Here is an 18,923-nt window from a genome sequence, read left to right as displayed (position 1 = left end):
GTGCAGTTCCCATTGTCAGTCGCAATTTTGTCAGCCGCAATGTCACATCGCGGCAGGATACTCCGGCGGCATGAGCTGTTTTACCGCCTGCCGCCAGCTCAACGACATCACGCCGTGCGCCGTAATCAGCTTCATGGCATCGTTATCCAGCGCTTCATCGCTGGCAAGACGCCATTCCAGATGCGCATGGGCATCCAGCCAATGCTGCACATCGGCAAGCTGGGCGGGATGGCAATACAGCGTTCCCCGGCTTTCCCCCTGCTGTTGCTTCAACAACTGCCGCAGTAAAGCGTGATGGCGCGACGGCGCAGGTGTTTTATCCAGCACATGTGCCAGCGCATCGCGCAGTAGCTGTCCGGCTTGCGTAATCATGACCTGCTCCATCTGCATTCGGTCTTGCCGAACCCCCTGCAACAGCACATTTGCCTGCTGCCAGAATTCCGCTTCTGCCTGTTCTACTGCCTGCTCACACAGCGTTCGGGCACGTTCGTGCGCCTGCGCCACGATCGTATCGGCCTGCGCATTGGCCTCTTCCCAAAGTGTCCGACTGCGCCGATGTGCCGCGACCCGCTCCGCCGGAATAATCACCGTTTCATCCCGACTGGCATCGGGTAATGTCACAAACGTTTTCGTCGTCAGCATGCTTCGTCCTTAGCAAAATGAATGAAAATGAGGGGATTATGCGGGCGCCGATGCTTTCCAGATCAGGGCATCGCACAGCGCATTGAGTCTGGCGGCAGGCAATGACACCGCCGAGATAAGGTGATGATCGGGCCAATCGCGTGGAAAGAGCAGCCGTAGACGTGACCAGTACACTTCACCATAACGAATACGCAGCAGCAGCAATGCATCCTGATAGCCGGTTGCGGAGGACTCCGACAGCGATGGCGCGGCAGATGAAGCAGAAAAGGTCATCTCCGCCGGTAGCCATAAGCCAGGCCGTAATGCTTTTGCCAGCCGCTCACACCATATGCCCTCGGCATCAGCGCGATCCGGATTACGTATGGACTGACAAACCCGCGCCATCAGGCGTAATACCGTTTCCCGCTGCGCGGTATCCAGCTCGCCGATGTGCATGAGTGAAGCAAGCGGATCCGGTGGCAACCGCTGTGGCAGAGAGAAATAGCGATGAAGCTGTTCGGCGTTCACATGCAGCCAGTCGCGGCGCTGCGGCGATTCGGGTAACGCTACCTTCCCGCTCCACCAACTGGGATCGGCCTGTAACAAACAATCTTTTACCCACCAGGTCAGCCATGCCAGCGCGGTTGCGTCACCCGACGTCAACGCCCTGCGGTGCTCTTGTGTTGTCATTATGACGACGGCTCCCCCGCTTTTTTCTGCTGCCATTGGCGCAGGTAAGGCATGCCAACGCGCCAGCCTAATAGTCCAGCCAATAGCAGGCCAAACAGCCCCGCGCTCCACTGCCAGCGTCGCATCTCATCCGGCGTGAGCGTGAACGGCCCCAGCGTGACAACCGGGATCGTGTCCTGATACGGTTCGGCCGGAACAAAGACGATCGCCAGTTCTTTATCATCCTTGCCGGACAGGCCGGGGATACTGCTGGCCACCATACGGCGGATGCGCGGCTCCATCCCATCAGGCTCCAGTTCAGCACGGTATTTGATAAACACCGCTGCTGAAGCAGGCTGAACCGGCTCGCCGGGGGCGATACGCTCCGGCAGCACCACATGCACCCGCGCCACCAGTACGCCATCGATCTGCGCCAGCGTTGCTTCCACTTCCTGCGATAAGGCATAGATATAGCGGGCGCGCTCTTCCAACGGCGTCGAAATCACGCCACTTTTCTGAAAGACCTCGCCCAGATTAGTACGTGATTGCTTCGGTAAGCCCGCCGCATTGAGAATATTGACGGCACGTTCCATGTTTTTTGCGTCGATCACCAGCGTAACGCCGGTTTTGTCCACCCGTTTCTCCGCGCCGATCTGATAACGGCCAAGCATCGAAATCGCTTCGTTGGCATCGTTCTCCGACAGCCCGCGATTCAGCTCAATCGGCTCGCCACAGCCAGCCAATAGCCCGATCAGCAGAAGAAACACTCGCTTATCGATTTTCATAGGCCGCTACTGTAAGTTGGTGAGTTTTTCCAGACTCTGTACACTTTTCGCCACCAGTTTGGCGCTCAGCAGACTTTCCAGATAGAACGAGGACAGCGTTCGGGTCGCATCCAGTACATCCTTTGGATTATTGGAACGCATCGACTGGCTGACGTCGCGTTCGGCGGATTTAAAGACGCCGTTCAGTCCCTGAGATTTTTCCGCCAGCGCACCCAGCCACTGACTATTACCGCTTTCTGCCGTCATTGGTGCCGACGACAGCGCCGCGCTGAACCAGGACACATCCTGATTCGTGGCGGAAAAGGAAAAAGACGTGCCGTTGTCCGCCAGCGGCGCATCCCCCGGCTGAGACAGCGTAGTGGCATGATTAATTTTCATGGTGTGGATTCCATCACGGACGGATAAAATAAAGCCGGAGCAAGGCTCCGGCTCGTTGACTCACAATCAGAACTGGATAGCTTTTGCCGCTTTCTGCCCGGAGTTCAGTGATTTGGACGCAGAATCCATCTGACCATCCAGAATGGAGTTTTCCGTATCCAGCGCAATTTTCTGTGCCTGAGCGCCTGCTGCACGCGTCAGAGAACCAGCCATCGCGGTATCCAGAGTCTGAGAAGCCGCCTGAGATGCAACCTGAGAAAGTCCTAAAGCCATGATATATCTCCAAATATGATGAATGTTTACGGTGGTGAACTGTCATGCTGTACATACAGTCATCTTGTTCATTCATTAAGTGGGAGAGCGGGTCAGTGAGTTCCCGCAGAAAGGAAATTCTTTCGGTAATAACAAGATTCTTTCGACAAGAACAGTGTGAGGGGCAGAACTAGCCTAGTTTTCGCTGTGTTTCCGGCCGTTAGTTATCGTAGATTTTCTTTTAAAATAATAAAAAGCGTTATTGCCTTACCGAAAGATCGTAAGTTATTTCCAATTTGCAGGAACGTTTTACCCTGTGTAACTGGCAAGGATGCGATATCTGAACCCATGCCGTACTATTCTCGTCACGCTGCCAGATGGTCGCTATGCTCACCTTAACTACCAACACCGGATTGTGGTTCAGACTTGTTTTGATTTCGTTTGCCAGCGCTTTGCTGGCGCTGTTTATTGGGCAAGGCATTTTAGCCCGGCTGGAACAGACGCAGTTGCAGCACTATAGTCAGGACGTCCTCGATCAGGGAATCGCCGTCGCGAATGAAGGTCGGGAAACCATCAACCGGGTGCTGACGCTGAATAACGCGCCTTGTTCCAGCGCCGACTTGAAAGAGTTACGTCTGATCTCCTTTTACTCCGTTTATCTACGCGATATCGGGCGTATCAAGGACAACTATCTCATCTGCTCCGCAGGCTGGGGGATTCTCAACCCACCGATTTATCTGCTGCCGCCGAACCTGACGACGCCAGAGGGCGTGCAGCTATGGACCGCGATGAAAGACGTGGTTGATCCACGTATTACCGCCGATATGGCAAGCCTGAATGGTGTCGTCACGATTACCGCCGCCGCCGCATTTCGCCGTTTCATTCATCCGCCTGCCGAATACAACGCCATGCTGATAACGCGCAATCTGGGTCATATCTATCAGACCTTTGGAGATATCGATCTCTCGGCGTTCAAGCAGACACAGCAGCAGAAGAACGCGTGGCTGACCATGGGAAAACGTCAGACGTTTTTCTGTGCGGCAAACCGGGATATCTGCGTACTGGCTCAGTTAGATTCTGCGGGTATCCTGTATCGTCCGTGGTATATCATCACCGCCCTGTTTTTTGTCGGAGCGCTCATCGGCGCCAGTTTTACCCTGTCCTATCAACTCTACGACGATCGGCATCAGGCTTTGCCATCACAGCTAAAACGCGCAATCAAACACCAGCGACTGCATGTACATTACCAGCCGCTGATCAGTCTGCCACAGCGTGCGATTATTGGTGTAGAAGCGCTGGCACGTTGGAAGAATGAACGTGGTGATAATGTCTCGCCAGAGCTTTTTATCGGCATTGCGGAAAAAATGGGCTACTCCGCCGAGCTAACCCGCATCATCACGCGTCAGGCGCTGCGAGACATGCAGCCGTATCTCACGCAGGAATCACCCTTTCTTCTTAGCATTAATCTGTCTGTGTCTGACATTGTGTCGCCTGATTATCATCACTTCCTACAGCAGTTGTGCGACGAACTGAGGATAGACAGAACTCGTGTCATGTTAGAACTGACTGAGCGGTCGAGCACATCCCATAAAACACTGGCAGACGGCCTTGAGGCCTTACGCCGTTCGGGCTATAAGGTCGCGCTTGATGATTTCGGTACGGGATATTCCAACCTCGATTATCTGAGCCATTTACCGTTCGATATGATCAAGATCGACAAGATTTTTGTCGGCGCCATCGGTACCGACTCGGTGAATGCCGCTATGGCAGATCTGTTATTCACCCTGGTCAAAAAACTGGACGTCCCTGTGATCATCGAAGGGGTAGAAACCCGCGAGCAAGCCGCTTACATCCTGCAACATTGCCCATCGGCGATTATTCAAGGATGGTATTTCAGTCGGGCGGTCGCGTTGCACGATCTCCCGGATATCCATCACTATCCGTGCCCGCCGATAGAAACGGTGTAGCCAGAAACAGTGCAAATAGAAACAGCGCAACCTGAACGTTGACCTGCCATATCCCGACAGGTCAACGTTCGATATTCAGCCTTCATGCCTGACAGGCTTCCCCGCCCCCGGCGCACATCTCTCGCACCGTCACATTCAGTACTTTCAGGCGATGATAGAGTGTCCGCTTGGGGATCCCCAGTTCCACAATCACATCGTCAATGCAGTGGCCGTGGCGACGCAGCGCATCCTGAATCAGAAATTTTTCAATCCGCTTTAACCGATCTTTGAGCTGCAAAGGACGCGGGTGCAGCAGCGGCTGAATTTCAGCCAAGGGCGACAGCCCCATTGCCCAGCGATCCGCCGCCGCCTTCAGTTCACGGATATTGCCTGGCCAGCTGTGAGTCAGCAGCTGCTCGTAAATCTCTGCCGTCATCGGTGGTTGCGTCATTCTCAGGCGTACCGCCGCTTCCTGACTAAAGCGTTGAAACAGCGGCAGAATGAGATCGCTACGGGAGCGCAGCGTCGGCAGTTGAATCTTGACCGTATCAAGACGGAAATAGAGATCGCGTCGAAACAGCCCTTTTTCCACCAGTTGCAGCAAAGGCGTTTGCGTCGCCACAATCACACGCATATCCACGGGCGTAAACTGGGTACTTCCCAACCGCTTTACGCCACGGCTTTCCAGCACGCGTAGCATCTTGGCTTGTAGCGTCATCGGCATACTGTCGATCTCATCCAGAAACAGAATCCCCTTATCCGCACTTTCCAGATAGCCTGCGCGGGAGCGGTTCGCGCCGGTATAAGCGCCCGACACTACGCCGAACAGTTCGCTTTCGGCCAGATTTTCCGGTACGGCGGCACAGTTCACCGCCACCAGTGGGCCGCTGCATCGGGACAACCGATGAATGCGATTCGCCAGTGTGTCTTTTCCCGTACCGGTTTCACCTTCCAGCACGATGTCGACATTAAGGGGAGCAATAACATTGATGATTGGCGACAGCGATGAGTGAATATCATCAGCCGTAGACGACGGCGGCAGGGAATAGTCGAATGATGACCGAAAGTCTGCTGATGACGCCTTCTCTACGGGTGAATGATCGAATGATGAATACTCGAGTGATGAATCGTGTTGTCTGTCCTGACGGTAATGATTATTCATTGACTACTCCTGGAGCCCAAACGGGCTAACTGACTGCCTTCCATAACGTGGGGTCCACCGAAAATCCGTGGCGTTTCTCCGCATAACGCACACCGATTTCATCACCGGCGGAACGATGACAAGCATTACCGCCATTGAATAATGAAACCATCAGGCATCGCTGAACATCAGGTAGGAATTCCAGAGCAATTTGTAGGGAAATACCTACAAAAAAACGACCAAAGCAAGAAAAAACAGCCCATTACCTTTTCAAGTAATACACAAGAAAGCGAAAGAATATCGTTAGGAAATCGTAAGGGTCAGTAAAGGGATTCAGCGACGGTTGAATCCCTTTTATCTGTTCTCCTTTTCACAGCGGTTCCCACTGCTAGGGAATCAGCTTCTTACTCACAACATATTTCACGATCTCCACATTGGTACTGAACTGCATTTTTTCCATCAGACGCGCCTTATGAGTGCTGACCGTTTTATTGCTGATGGCCAATTCATTGGCGATGGCATTGATGCCCATACCCTGCGCAAACATAATCATGATCTGGTGCTCTCTGGCCGTCAGCACATCGTGCTCGGCTCTGCCCCCCTCCGTGTAGTTGGAAAACACCAGTTGCTCGGCAATTGTGTGGTCGATATAGCGAGCTCCCTGCGCCACACGTCGGATCGCCGACAGCAGGGCTTCCGGGTCTTTATCTTTGGTGATGTAACCTCTGGCACCGCTCTTCAGCGCATGCTGTGCAATCTGCGCTTCGCTGTACATGCTGAGCACCAGAATCGGCAGACGCGGATATTGCGCCACCACGCGTGAAATCAATGCTTCACCGCTGATACCGGGCATCGACATATCCAGCAGCAGCAAATCGGGCGTCACGCTGCGCAGTTGTGCCAGTACCTGTGCGCCATTTCCGGCTTCGGCGACGACGCTCAGCGATTCATCCAGCGCGAAGATCTGCTTGAGCCCTTCACGCATGATGACGTGATCGTCTGCGATCATTAAACGTATTGGTTTACCCATCGCTCATTTCTTCCTTTTGTTGTTATTATCCCGCGATTAACGGGTATCGCCATTTTTAGGAAACGTTAACTGCACCAGCGTGCCTTTACCGGGCTCACTTTCAATCACGACTTCGCCTCCCAGCATCCGCCCTCGCTCTTTCATACTCATGAGCCCGAAAGCGTTTTTATTTTTAGCTTGGGAATCAAAACCTTTGCCGTTGTCTTTGATGCACAGCACCACACAGTCAGGCTGATTATCCAGCGTAATGCGTACCTGGGTAGCGGCGGCGTAGCGCGCGACGTTAGTCAACGATTCCTGCACGACGCGGAATGCCGCCGTGGTGCTTTCGTCATTGAGCGCCAGCGGTTCCCCCAACGTTCGTAGCAGACAGGTGGCGCTGTAGTGCCGGTTAAATTCGTCGCACAGCCATTCCAGCGCAGGTGTAAGCCCCATATTCAACACATTCGGCCTAAGCCGGGTCGACACGTTACGCACCACCTGAATCGTTTGGTCAGCCAACTGCATCAGCTTTTGCAAATGCGCCTGCATGTCAGGGTTTTCCTTGGCAAAACACATGCGCATCAGCGACAGGCTCATGCGGATCGTGGTCAAATGCTGCCCCAGCTCATCGTGAATTTCCTGCGCGATATGCTTACGTTCTTCCTCACGCGAAATCTCGCGCTGGCGTGCCAGCAAACGCAGTTGCATATGCGAATCAGCCAGTTTTTTCTCCGCATAGCGAATCGCGGTAATGTCCCGTCCTACGGTTAGAATCGACACCAGCGCGCCATGCTGATCAAACTCCGGCACACAGCGAATATGGTGAATACTTTGATGGCGCTGATCGCCTTTCCCCCGCGACTCCATCACTTCACCTTCCGCACTGCTGCGGGTATCAACCACCTGCTGCACCAGCTGTTCCATACGGATTGCACACCCAACACCGGGCATTAACTCCGTAATCATACGGCCCCGAAGTTGCTCTACGGTGAAATCCAGATGTTTCAAACTGGCCGCGTTGGCGTACAGGCAATTCAGGTTGGGATCGAAGCGAATAATCAAATCCGGCGTGTTCTCAACCAGCGCGCGAAATTCCTGCTCTCGCGCATAGGCTAACTGTTCAATATGTTTACGTTCCCTGATATCTCTGACGACACACATGCTGTAGCTACGTCCTCTGTGTTGGAAATGTGTGAGATTAACTTCTACCGGAATAGTCATGCCGTAGCGGGTGAGGTGCCGGGTTTCAAACGTGGTCCCCACGCCTGATTCGTACTCCTGCAGCCAGTCCGGTGACCGATGATCGGCACTCCATAGCGGGTCGATGTCGACAACGCTCAGATGCATGAATTCCGTAATGCTGTAGCCCAGTGTCTGGCTGGCGGCCTCATTGACATAACAAAAACGCTGATCTTCATTGACGATATAAATCGCGTCCTTGATGCGACCAAATGCAAAATCCACCAATTCCAGCTCGGGAGCCTTGGTTTTTTCATCGGAACGAAACGGTTGGGTGAACATCATTGCCATCTCCTTATTTTGAATTAAGACACTTGTGCAGCCACCCGCCGTGCAGGTAGCGCGATACGGCGTCTCAACATTCCAGAAGATGGACAGGAAACCCTGCAACGGCATAAATGCGACCTGATATCACGGCGTGCGACCCACTCACTGAGCGGCAACCGCCACCTTGAGCAAGGCGGTTACCACAGCAGTCAGTGAAAAACGGTAGGTACAGGCTCGCCCTTTCGTCCCGTGAAATGCCGTCAGGACTCAACGGCCTGACGGATCACCCCTCGGGCACGAGACAGCCGTGACCGCACCGTACCGATGGGGATCTCCAACTGCAACGCAAGATCCTGATAACTGGCATCGGTATCCAGCAACTGCATCAGCATCTGACGGGTATCCTCAGGCAGTGAGACGATGGCATCCATTGCGCGTTTCAATGCCCGCTGGCTTTCAGCGATCGCGCCGGGATCGAGATCTATCGCAATATGCTCCAGCATCTCATCACCCATTTCCTGAGCGCGCTGCCGTGCCTGCTTGAAATAGTTGCGAACCAGATTGAGGGCAATACCAAATACCCACGTCTCCGGCCGCGATGCTCCCGCAAATTTATCCTGATGTTTGAGCACTTCCAGGTAGGTCATTTGCTGTAAATCCTCAACGTCGTCATGGTTGCTGACGCGCTTGCGGATGAAGTTATGCAATTTCTTTCCGTGTTGACGAAACACCTGTTCCCAATCGACAGCGAGCGCCGGGTAAAGCGAAGGGGTCGGTTCGATGTGTTTCAGGGTAGACATATCCATTTGCTGACTCTCCGTTGTTGTGCCCCATTGGCAAAAACGGAAGAGCAAGCCCTGTGCCAGCCCGGAATTGTTTTTATAACACTGATTTTTAATCAGTTATTTTTCACCTTGCCTATTATCGTGCCATTTTTTGCCAGCGCCCACAGCACGAAATTGCAAGTTATTGCAATCAGTAAAACGGCATTTCACCCAATCCGCCATCAAATTCAGCCTGCTCCGATGACTTCACGCGGGGGAACCCATTCTTTTCAGATTCCACACAGCAATACATGCATATCGCTGCACGTTCACACCACGACACGTAGCCGACTTATTCAGGATGACACCATGATCAAAATGCCGACCGTCCTTCCCTCTAGCAACGCCCTGCCGCGCCCTGTCGTCGTGGATGACGACCCCGTGCCGCAGGCCGCGGTGCAGCAGACCACTTCTCACCACGCGGCTCCCGGATCGCCGTTATCTACCTCAATGGAAGAGGTAGCGATGGCATTTGGCGAGCAGGCTGAGCGGAGAAGTAAATCGCTGAATCGACGACAAATCGCCCAGCAGCCAGAGGCTCGCGCCACTGCGAATGTCGAACGGATTGAGAAGCTGACGGAACTGTTCAGGATGCTGGAAAACCCGTCGCAAAGTACGCTCGACCAGCAGTTGAGCCGCATGCGCGATCTGCTGATGCAGAAAGGTTCGCCGTCGCTTGACGCCATTCTGGAAGCCGCAGGCAACGATCCGGCGCGCGGCGATATCCTGCTGCGCCACATCCAGCAGCAATCTGCCCAGCAGCCAGAACTGGCGACGACGGCAGAGACTGCACTACAGCAGTTGCATCAAGAGAAAGGGCCGGAAGTCCGAGCGGGTCTGAATACCGCGACGGCCATTGCGTTGTTCAGCACCCAGCCGGAACAGAAACAGGCGATGCGCGATCTGTACTACCAGAAAATCGTGCATCAGCAATCGGCCAGCGCACTGCTGGACTCTCTTTTGGAACGCTTTGATGCCGCCACATTCTCCATTGGGCTGCGCACGTTGCAGCGGGCGCTGGCGGCGGATATCGCCTCGCTGACGCCCTCTATTTCGAAAGCCGTTCTTAGCAAAATGCTGAGCAACCTCAATGATTCCCGCCACCTGAGCCATACGCTGTCATCCAGCCAGACGCTGCTCACGCGGCTGGCGAACAAAGTGCCAGCCTTTACGCTCGGTGCCGTGGAGCTGACCCGTCGCCTGATTGGCCTGAGTGCCAACGGTGCCTATGCTCGCGACCTGCATAATCTCGGTCGGGAAGTCGCCGGGACGCAGGTACAGCATCAGGCGATGTTTTTCAGCGCCCTGCTGCCACTCGTCAGCGACCTGCCGCATCCGCTGTGGCGGGACAGTAAAAACCGGCAAACGGCGCTTCAACTGATACGCGGCATGATTGGCGATATCGCCCAATACGAAAAGCAACAGGCCAGTAATTCTCAGCATAACGAACGGGCGCCGCGTGACGCCGCATCGCCGCAAAAACAGGACGCGCGCGACTCGGATAAGGAGCAGCCATGAATCTGCTGATTACCTGGCTGAACCGTATTGCGCTGAGCGCGATGCAGCGCTCCGAGGTCGTTGGTGCGGTCATCGTGATGTCTATCGTTTTCATGATGATCATCCCGCTGCCCACCGGGCTGATCGATGTGCTCATCGCGCTCAACATCTGCGCCTCTTCTCTGCTGATCGTGCTGGCGATGTATCTGCCCAAGCCGCTGGCCTTCTCGACGTTTCCCGCGGTGCTGTTGTTGACCACCATGTTCCGACTGGCGATCTCCATTTCCACCACACGCCAAATCCTGCTCCAGCAGGACGGTGGCCATATCGTTGAGGCTTTCGGTAACTACGTGGTAGGCGGGAATCTGGCGGTCGGTCTGGTTATCTTTCTGATTCTGACGGTGGTGAACTTTCTGGTGATCACCAAAGGCTCCGAGCGCGTAGCTGAGGTAGCGGCACGTTTCACGCTGGATGCGATGCCCGGCAAACAGATGTCCATCGACAGCGATCTGCGTGCCGGGCTGATCGAAGCCCATCAGGCGCGGCAACGGCGCGAAAATCTGGCGAAAGAGAGCCAGTTGTTCGGGGCGATGGACGGCGCGATGAAGTTTGTCAAAGGCGATGCCATTGCGTCGCTGGTTATCGTGTTCATCAACATGATCGGCGGTTTCGCCATCGGCGTGTTGCAGCACAATATGGCCGCGTCCGATGCCATGCACGTCTACTCGGTTCTGACTATCGGTGACGGACTGATCGCCCAGATCCCGGCGCTACTGATATCGCTGACGGCGGGGATGATCATCACCCGCGTCTCGGCCGATGGGCAAAAAGTGGATGCCAATATTGGTCGGGAAATCGCGGAACAGCTCACCAGCCAGCCCAAAGCATGGATCATCTCCTCCATCGGCATGTTTGGCTTTGCGCTGCTGCCGGGGATGCCGACGCTGGTGTTTGTCGCTATCAGTCTGGCGTCGCTCGGCAGTGGTCTGTTTCAGCTTTGGCGCATCAAGCAGCAAGGTCAGTTGGATGCCAGCCAGTCGGAGGCGGACAACATGCCAGCCGAACAGAACGGCTATCAGGATCTGCGGCGTTTCAACCCCACGCGTGCCTATCTGCTGCTGTTTCATCCCATCTGGCAAGGGCAGCCGACGGCGACGGCGCTGGTGCAGAATATCCGCCGCCTGCGTAACAAACTGGTCTATCGCTTCGGTTTTACGCTGCCGTCTTTTGATATCGAATTCAGCGATCGGCTGGCGGAGGATGAGTTTCAGTTTTGCGTCTATGAAATTCCCTACGTGAAAGCCACCTTTGTCACCGATCGGTTGGCTGTTGCCAGTGCTGCCGTTGAACAGGTTGATACCGAGCTTGCCACGCCGGGTCCCACGCTACGGGATGAAAGCCAATGGCTCTGGCTGCCGTTGGCTCATGTTGCGCAGCAGTCCGACGACGTACCGCGCTGGACAGCGGATGAGCTGATTCTGGCGCGTATGGAGCAGGCTATTCATCGTACCGGTTCACAATTCATCGGCTTGCAGGAAACCAAATCCATTCTGGCCTGGCTGGAGAGCGAACAGCCGGAATTGGCGCAGGAGCTACAGCGCATCATGCCGCTCTCGCGTTTCGCCAGCGTGCTGCAACGGCTGGCTTCCGAACGCGTGCCGCTTCGATCGGTGCGCCCCATCGCCGAGGCGCTGATTGAAGTCGGCCAGCATGAGCGGGATACGCTGGCGCTGACCGACTACGTGCGTCTGGCGCTCAAATCGCAAATCTGCCACCAGTACAGCGATGAAAACAGCCTTGCCGTCTGGCTACTGACGCCGGAAAGCGAGGAGCTGCTGCGTGATGCGCTGCGCCAGACGCAGAACGAAACCTTCTTCGCCCTGACACAGGACTACGCCTCAACGCTGCTCAGCCAGCTGCGGCAGGCGTTTCCGCCGCTCTCGTCGCAGCGCAGTCTGGTGCTGGTGGCGCAGGATTTACGCAGTCCGCTGCGTACCCTGTTACAAGACGAATTTCACCACGTTCCGGTGCTGTCCTTCACCGAACTGGAATCCACCCTGTCGATCAACGTCATTGGGCGTCTCGATCTTTACGACTCCCCCGATCCCTTTAGCGCATAGGAACACACCATGTTTGAATTACGCGTGCTGACTGGTTTACATCGCGGTGCGGCGTTGCCGCTCTGTGGAAACGCCTGGCGCATCGGTGCAGCCGATGATGCCGATCTCGTGCTCTACGATCCCGGTATAGCGCCTTGCCACGGCCAGTTGGAGAAGACCGCAGACGGCTGGGCGCTCAGCGCACAGGATGGTGCGTTATGCAATGCGGAAGGCCATACCGTCGAACAGATTGACGCTCTGCCGCCCGGCACGCCCTTTGCGCTGGGACAGATTTGGCTCTGCATTGTCGCGGCGGATACCCCCTGGCCTGACGACAGCGAAACGCCTCCAACCGCAGAAGAAGATGTTCCCCCTGTGGAACCATCCGCCGACGAACCGCCAGTTCATATCGCGTCGCCTATTCCTACGCCCGCGCCACGCCTGCCGCTGTGGGCCAAAGCCAGCTATCTGCTGCTTGGCGCATTGCTGCTGGTGATGGTAGGCAGTTGGCAACTACAGGAGAGCGTCGCGATGCCTGCCGCCCCGCCGCCGCAGGATACCCGCAAACCGCTCAGCACGCTGCCACAACTAGAAAGCACGCTGCGCATCATGTTACAGGAGCGGGAACTGAGCGCGGCCGTGAAAGTGGCGGCGTATCAGGATCGCGTCACGCTCACCGGACAATTAACGCCGGACGATCAAAAAAAGCTGGAACGGATGCTCGCCCAACTCCACCAACGTTATAGAACCGCGCTGTCCGTGGATAACCGGACGCAATTGAAAACGGAGCAACTGCCGTTTCAGATCGTTCAGGTAACGAGCGGGTCGCGGGCGAATGTCGTCACGGCGGATGGTCAGCGCTTTTTCATCGGCGATGAGATCGACAACCTGCGTCTGGTGAAAATTGATGAGCACCAGATTGAATTCAGCGGCAGACAACAGATAACGGTGAACTGGTAATGCAGACACAACCTTCTTCTTTCCCCCTGCTCGATCAGTGGGTCGCACGGCAGCGCCAGCATTTGGCAGGCTTTGCGCCCGTGGAGAAAAAAGGCCGCGTCATGGCCGTCAGCGGCATCTTGCTGGAGTGCAGTCTGCCGCAGGCGCGCATTGGCGACCTGTGCTGGGTGGCACGCCAGGACGACAGCCAGATGATGGCCGAAGTCGTAGGGTTTAGCCCAGACAATACCTTTCTCTCGGCGCTCGGGGCGCTGGACGGCATCGCTCAGGGTGCCACCGTGACGCCGCTGTATCAGCCGCACTGCATTCAGGTGTCGGAACGTTTGCTGGGCAGCGTGCTGGACGGGTTTGGGCGGGCGCTGGAGGAAGATGGTGAGAGCGCGTTTGTCGAACCCGGTCATGCTACAGGTCGCACGCAGCCGGTGCTGGGCGATGCCCCGCCGCCGACCTCCCGACCGCGCATCAGCCAGCCGCTCCCCACCGGATTGCGCGCCGTCGATGGCTTGCTAACCATCGGTCAGGGGCAACGCGTCGGCATCTTCGCCGGCGCGGGCTGCGGCAAAACCACGCTACTGGCCGAACTGGCACGTAATACGCCGTGCGACGCCATTGTTTTCGGGCTGATTGGCGAACGTGGCCGCGAACTGCGCGAGTTTCTCGATCATGAACTGGACGATGAACTGCGCAGTCGCACCGTACTGGTGTGTTCCACCTCCGACCGCAGCAGCATGGAACGTGCGCGCGCGGCGTTCACTGCTACGGCTATCGCCGAGGCTTACCGCGCCGAAGGCCGTCAGGTGCTGCTGATTATTGATTCCCTGACGCGTTTCGCTCGTGCCCAGCGCGAAATCGGTCTGGCGCTCGGAGAGCCGCAGGGGCGCGGCGGACTGCCGCCGTCGGTCTATACGCTGCTGCCGCGGTTGGTCGAACGCGCTGGACAAACGGAAGACGGCGCCATCACCGCGCTCTATTCCGTGCTGATTGAACAGGACTCCATGAACGATCCGGTCGCCGACGAAGTCCGTTCATTGATTGACGGACACATCGTGCTCGCCCGACGCCTGGCGGAACAGGGGCACTATCCGGCTATCGACGTGCTGGCCAGCCTGAGTCGCACCATGAGTAACGTCGTAGATACCGATCACACCCGCAACGCGGGCGGCGTACGGCGTCTGATGGCGGCGTACAAACAGGTTGAGATGCTAATTCGCCTCGGCGAATACCAGCCCGGCCATGACGTGCTGACCGATTCCGCCGTCAACGCCCATGCAGAAATCACGCAGTTCCTGCGTCAGTCAATGCGTGAACCGATGCCTTATGGCGTGATTCAGCAACAGCTCGCCGGAGTCAGCCGCTATGCCCCATAACACCGAACGCGATGCCGAATTACAGACCGTGTTGAATCTGCTGATGCCGATACGCCGTCAACGCTTAAGCCGCAGCGAGCGCCAACAGCGGCAGGAAGAACAGCAGTTGCTACGGATTGCGGAGCAGCAGCAGCGTCATCAGCAACAGGTTGACGCGCTGCAACAAGCCAGCCAGACGCAGCGCGACCAGTTTGCCCGAGACACTCAGGGGCAACGCCAAACGCTGGAAAATCTGAAAAAGCGCCTTGCCGCCGAACAGCGCTTACTCAGCGAGATAGCGGAAGAAACGCAACAGGTACAAGCCACACAGCAGCAACATCACGATCAGCAGCGCCAGGTTGATCACGCCCGAGAGGCCACTCGCCAATGCCAGAAGGCAGTGGAGAAACTGGAATATCTGCTGACGTTACCTCAGGAGCACGTATGAATAACCGACAGATTGCGTCATCCGAATCTACGGCGACGCAGAACGCGCAGGCCGTACTGCACGGTAAATCCTCTCGCGCAGACGGCTCACAGCATGATCCACAGCCCGATCCACAATCTAGCGATTTCTGGGAAGCCTTCACATTTTCAGATGGCTTTGAAGATGCGTTCTATCAGGATACGCCTGTCGCTTTATCACCGGGCGGTGCTCTCAATGCCCCGTTGCCGTTGCAGACTGACGCGTCGGACAACCCACAATATGTGACACCGTCACCGTGGCAGCCACTGCAATGTGAACTGATTGAAGCGATGGACAACATCTGCGCCCCGCCGTTTGCCTTTAGCCTGCAACTGCCGCAGTTGGGCGATATCGATGCACGCTTAGCCACTCTGGTACCGCGCGGCTGGGATATTTCTCTGCGTTTTAGCCGGGAAAGCTACCACCAGTTAAAAGATCGGCGCGAAGCCTGCCGCCATTCGCTCGCCAGCGCGTTGGATTGCCCGATAAACCTGCGTTTTGACGCCAGAGAGTATGAGCGATGAGTTCAAATTCCCCACACATTCGACCGCTGACACTGCCGACGCTGCGTGCGCAACACGCCCGCATCCGCTCGATGCTGGCCACCGGGCTAGTGCTGCCGTTTATCCGCGAGGGGTGCGAGGGCCGACTGCATCTTCAACTGACGAACGAATGCGTGCTGGCAGAGGAATCGTTCTCTGCACAACCACACGGTTGGCGTAGCGATATTGGCGATATCTCACTGACCGATCCGTTCCCGGTGCTCAGCCTGCTGTCGGACTGCCCGCTGCTGCCGCTATCTGAAGACGATGATGCGGCACAGGAGTGGTACTGGACGCTCTACAACCAGTCACTCAATCCCGTCTTGCGCGCGCTCGTCGGGGAGATTTATCCGCTGGGTATGGATCATGAAACGCCGCACGACAAGGGTGCCGCCCTCTGTGCCTGGCTTTGTGTTAGCTGGAATGGCATTACCGCACGCAGCCGGATGCAGGCCACTGACGCCGTCTGGCTGGCATTGTTTTCTCGCGCAGGCTGGCACCGTCAGCGCCGTGCACTCCCCGGAGGAATGACGATCGCTCTGCCACTCACACTGGCTGATGCCGTAGTGCCGCTGCCCGCGTTACACCATTTGCGTACGGGTGACCTCATTCTGCCCAACCGTCCGTGGTTTACCCCCTCTGGAGAAGGAACATTGTCATCCGGCACGCTGCGCCTGCACGGCACATTACAGCTCACCGCGCATGCACCCTATACCTTTACCATTACCGACATGGAGACTGTCTCAATGCCCTCGTCTGCTACCGATACAATGTTCACCGATCCCCACTCAGAGGCATCGGCATTTGAATTCACGCAAAAAAGTGACAATGTCACAGAAAACTTGCCACCGCTGCCGGTTACCTTACACCTTCGCTGCGGCAGCCTGACGATGACGCTAACGGAATTGCAGCATCTTGCCAACGGTAGCGTGTTAACACTGCGCGACGTGGTGCCGGGACAAGCCTGGCTGTATTACGGCGATATCGCTCTGGCGAGCGGTGATCTGGTCGATGTGGAAGGCCGGCTGGGGCTACAGATTACCCAGCGCTTTGCTGCACCGACACATTTTTCCGCACCAACACAAAGTCTGCCGGCAGTGGATGAGGATCACGCCGTCGAACCGGAGCTGGCACCATGACCTCCGGCGCATTCGACCCGTTGATGTTTGCGCTCTTTCTGGGCGCACTCTCCCTGATTCCGCTGATGATGATTGTCTGCACCTGCTTTCTGAAGATTGCCATTGTGCTGTTGATCACCCGCAACGCCATCGGGGTACAGCAAGTACCGCCCAATATGGCGCTGTACGGCATCGCGCTCGCGGCAACGCTGTTTGTGATGGCACCGGTCTTTCAGGACATCAGCAAGCGCGTGCAGGAAAAGCCGCTGGATATGACCGATATCACGTCGCTTCAGGCCAGCGTGACCTACGGTCTGGAACCGCTGCAAACCTTTATGTCGCGCAACGTTGACCCGGATATTCTCACCCATTTGCATGAGAACAGCCTGCAAATGTGGCCCGCGTCGCTATCCGAAAAGGTGAATACGCAAAATCTGCTGCTGGTGATCCCGGCTTTCGTGCTGTCGGAGCTACAGGCCGGGTTCAAAATCGGCTTCCTGATTTATATCCCGTTTATCGTCATCGACCTCATCGTCTCCAACGTGCTGCTGGCGCTGGGGATGCAGATGGTCGCGCCAATGACGCTGTCGCTGCCGTTAAAGCTGCTGCTGTTCGTGCTGGTGAACGGCTGGACGCGGCTGCTTGATGGCCTGTTTTACAGCTATCTGTGAGGCCACGATGGAAATAATCACACTTTTCCGTCAGGCCATGGTGATGGTCGTGCTGCTCTCGGCGCCGCCGCTGCTGGTTGCGGTGATCGTCGGCGTGCTGATCTCGCTGCTACAGGCGGTGATGCAGTTACAGGATCAAACGCTGCCCTTCGCCGTCAAGCTGATTTCCGTCGGGTTGGCGTTGGCGCTCTGCGGACGCTGGATTGGCGTAGAGCTGATGCAGTTGGCTATTACCGCGTTCAACATGATTGCGCAGACCGGGGTATAAATCCGCATGATCGCCACCATTCAGCACGTTTACGACTTTATCATCGCCATAACGCTCGGTATCGCCCGGCTGTATCCCTGCTTTATTCTGGTGCCGGTTCTTTCACTCAACGTGCTGAAAGGCATGATGCGCAACGCGGTGGTGATTTCCCTGACGCTGCTGCCTGCTCCCATCGTGCAACAGCAACTCCTGCTGACGCCGCTGTCCTGGCCGATGCTGCCCGGTCTGCTGTTGAAAGAGATTATTGTCGGGCTGCTCATCGCATTGATTCTGGCGATGCCGTTCTGGCTGTTTGAATCCGTCGGCGCCCTGTTCGATAACCAGCGCGGCGCGTTAATGGGCGGTCAGCTCAACCCTGCGCTGGGCTCGGACGCCACGCCGCTCGGCCATCTACTGAAACAGACCCTGATTCTGCTGCTGATTATTGGTATCGGCCTGAAGGGGCTAACGCAGCTGATATGGGATAGCTACCAGATCTGGCCGGTACTGTCTTGGCTGCCCGCGCCGGGCGAACAAGGGTTTGAGGTCTACCTCGACCTGCTGGCCGATACCTTCACCCATCTGGTGGTGTACGCCGGGCCACTGGTGGCGCTACTGCTGCTGTTGGAATTCAGTATTGCGCTACTCAGTCTGTATAGCCCACAGCTTCAGGTCTTCGTCCTCTCCATTCCGGCTAAGTGTCTGGTCGGGATGGCGTTTTTCATCGTCTACCTGCCGGTGTTGCAGTATCTGGGCGGCGACAGACTGAAGGGACTACCGGATCTTAAGCACCTGCTCCCACTACTTTTTACGGCATCGACAAATAGCTAATCAGGCGGAACC

Annotated in this window: 20 protein-coding genes; 11 read left to right on the top strand and 9 right to left on the bottom strand. The window is 56.2% G+C overall.

Features of this window, described 5'->3' with window-relative positions; genetic code table 11:
- Positions 1-42: 42 nt before the first annotated feature.
- From sctL to AB8809_RS11315, 5 genes are all read right to left on the bottom strand, one after another.
- Positions 43-642, bottom strand: coding sequence for a type III secretion system stator protein SctL (sctL, locus tag AB8809_RS11335; RefSeq protein ID WP_180779644.1), 600 nt, complete (start codon positions 640-642; stop codon positions 43-45).
- A 36-nt stretch (positions 643-678) separates the two neighbouring features.
- Positions 679-1,311, bottom strand: a complete 633-nt coding sequence (locus tag AB8809_RS11330) for a type III secretion protein (RefSeq protein ID WP_349855974.1) — start codon at positions 1,309-1,311, stop codon at positions 679-681.
- Positions 1,311-2,075 carry a type III secretion system inner membrane ring lipoprotein SctJ gene (gene sctJ, locus AB8809_RS11325; protein WP_181844898.1) on the bottom strand — a complete coding sequence of 255 codons (765 nt, stop codon included), beginning with the start codon at positions 2,073-2,075 and terminating at the stop codon, positions 1,311-1,313. The genes AB8809_RS11330 and sctJ overlap by 1 nt, the downstream gene beginning before the upstream one ends.
- Before the next feature lie 6 nt (positions 2,076-2,081).
- Positions 2,082-2,453 (bottom strand): EscI/YscI/HrpB family type III secretion system inner rod protein, encoded by a 372-nt coding sequence (locus AB8809_RS11320; RefSeq protein ID WP_015840427.1) that lies wholly within the window; start codon positions 2,451-2,453, stop codon positions 2,082-2,084.
- A 66-nt stretch (positions 2,454-2,519) separates the two neighbouring features.
- Entirely contained in the window at positions 2,520-2,726 is a 207-nt protein-coding gene (locus tag AB8809_RS11315; protein ID WP_009112561.1) for an Hrp pili protein HrpA, read from the bottom strand.
- Between the two features lie 365 nt (positions 2,727-3,091).
- Between AB8809_RS11315 and AB8809_RS11310 the strand changes: the two genes are divergently transcribed.
- Complete coding sequence (locus AB8809_RS11310) at positions 3,092-4,672, top strand: EAL domain-containing protein (protein WP_349855975.1); 1,581 nt, start codon at positions 3,092-3,094, stop codon at positions 4,670-4,672.
- An 82-nt stretch (positions 4,673-4,754) separates the two neighbouring features.
- Here the strand turns inward: AB8809_RS11310 and AB8809_RS11305 are convergent, their stop codons facing one another.
- From AB8809_RS11305 to AB8809_RS11290, 4 genes are all read right to left on the bottom strand, one after another.
- Positions 4,755-5,813 (bottom strand): sigma 54-interacting transcriptional regulator, encoded by a 1,059-nt coding sequence (locus tag AB8809_RS11305; RefSeq protein ID WP_015840429.1) that lies wholly within the window; start codon positions 5,811-5,813, stop codon positions 4,755-4,757.
- Positions 5,814-6,180: 367 nt separating this feature from the next.
- Entirely contained in the window at positions 6,181-6,822 is a 642-nt protein-coding gene (locus AB8809_RS11300) for a response regulator transcription factor (RefSeq protein WP_015840430.1), read from the bottom strand.
- 36 nt (positions 6,823-6,858) lie between these two features.
- Positions 6,859-8,328 (bottom strand): PAS domain S-box protein, encoded by a 1,470-nt coding sequence (locus AB8809_RS11295; protein WP_181846855.1) that lies wholly within the window; start codon positions 8,326-8,328, stop codon positions 6,859-6,861.
- 242 nt (positions 8,329-8,570) lie between these two features.
- Complete coding sequence (locus AB8809_RS11290) at positions 8,571-9,116, bottom strand: RNA polymerase sigma factor (protein ID WP_015840432.1); 546 nt, start codon at positions 9,114-9,116, stop codon at positions 8,571-8,573.
- Positions 9,117-9,443: 327 nt separating this feature from the next.
- Here AB8809_RS11290 and sctW point away from each other — a divergent pair, with 327 nt between their 5' ends.
- The 10 genes from sctW to sctT are packed head-to-tail and all read left to right on the top strand — an operon-like array spanning position 9,444 to position 18,911.
- A complete protein-coding gene (gene sctW, locus AB8809_RS11285) occupies positions 9,444-10,652 on the top strand; it encodes a type III secretion system gatekeeper subunit SctW (protein WP_349855976.1) in 1,209 nt (402 codons plus the stop codon).
- Positions 10,649-12,751 carry a type III secretion system export apparatus subunit SctV gene (sctV, locus tag AB8809_RS11280; RefSeq protein ID WP_181828631.1) on the top strand — a complete coding sequence of 701 codons (2,103 nt, stop codon included), beginning with the start codon at positions 10,649-10,651 and terminating at the stop codon, positions 12,749-12,751. The genes sctW and sctV overlap by 4 nt, the downstream gene beginning before the upstream one ends.
- A gap of 9 nt (positions 12,752-12,760) precedes the next feature.
- A complete protein-coding gene (locus AB8809_RS11275) occupies positions 12,761-13,690 on the top strand; it encodes an FHA domain-containing protein (RefSeq protein ID WP_300991760.1) in 930 nt (309 codons plus the stop codon).
- The gene (sctN, locus tag AB8809_RS11270; RefSeq protein WP_349855977.1) at positions 13,690-15,057 is read left to right on the top strand and encodes a type III secretion system ATPase SctN; all 1,368 of its coding nucleotides are present in this window, start codon (positions 13,690-13,692) and stop codon (positions 15,055-15,057) included. Before AB8809_RS11275 ends, sctN begins: the two co-directional genes overlap by 1 nt.
- Positions 15,047-15,484, top strand: a complete 438-nt coding sequence (locus tag AB8809_RS11265) for a type III secretion protein (RefSeq protein ID WP_349855978.1) — start codon at positions 15,047-15,049, stop codon at positions 15,482-15,484. The genes sctN and AB8809_RS11265 overlap by 11 nt, the downstream gene beginning before the upstream one ends.
- Positions 15,481-16,026 carry a type III secretion system HrpP C-terminal domain-containing protein gene (locus tag AB8809_RS11260; RefSeq protein WP_349855979.1) on the top strand — a complete coding sequence of 182 codons (546 nt, stop codon included), beginning with the start codon at positions 15,481-15,483 and terminating at the stop codon, positions 16,024-16,026. Before AB8809_RS11265 ends, AB8809_RS11260 begins: the two co-directional genes overlap by 4 nt.
- Positions 16,023-17,183: a type III secretion system cytoplasmic ring protein SctQ gene (sctQ, locus tag AB8809_RS11255; RefSeq protein WP_349855980.1), complete on the top strand. Its 1,161-nt coding sequence runs from the start codon at positions 16,023-16,025 to the stop codon at positions 17,181-17,183. The genes AB8809_RS11260 and sctQ overlap by 4 nt, the downstream gene beginning before the upstream one ends.
- Positions 17,180-17,833: a type III secretion system export apparatus subunit SctR gene (sctR, locus tag AB8809_RS11250; RefSeq protein ID WP_010681683.1), complete on the top strand. Its 654-nt coding sequence runs from the start codon at positions 17,180-17,182 to the stop codon at positions 17,831-17,833. Before sctQ ends, sctR begins: the two co-directional genes overlap by 4 nt.
- A 7-nt stretch (positions 17,834-17,840) precedes the next feature.
- Positions 17,841-18,101, top strand: coding sequence for a type III secretion system export apparatus subunit SctS (gene sctS, locus AB8809_RS11245; RefSeq protein ID WP_015840440.1), 261 nt, complete (start codon positions 17,841-17,843; stop codon positions 18,099-18,101).
- A gap of 6 nt (positions 18,102-18,107) precedes the next feature.
- Positions 18,108-18,911, top strand: coding sequence for a type III secretion system export apparatus subunit SctT (gene sctT, locus AB8809_RS11240; protein ID WP_181846861.1), 804 nt, complete (start codon positions 18,108-18,110; stop codon positions 18,909-18,911).
- Positions 18,912-18,923: the final 12 nt, after the last annotated feature.

The organism is Pectobacterium aroidearum, from assembly GCF_041228105.1.
In the GTDB taxonomy this organism is placed as follows: domain Bacteria; phylum Pseudomonadota; class Gammaproteobacteria; order Enterobacterales; family Enterobacteriaceae; genus Pectobacterium; species Pectobacterium aroidearum.
This window is presented reverse-complemented; position numbering and strand designations above follow the sequence as displayed.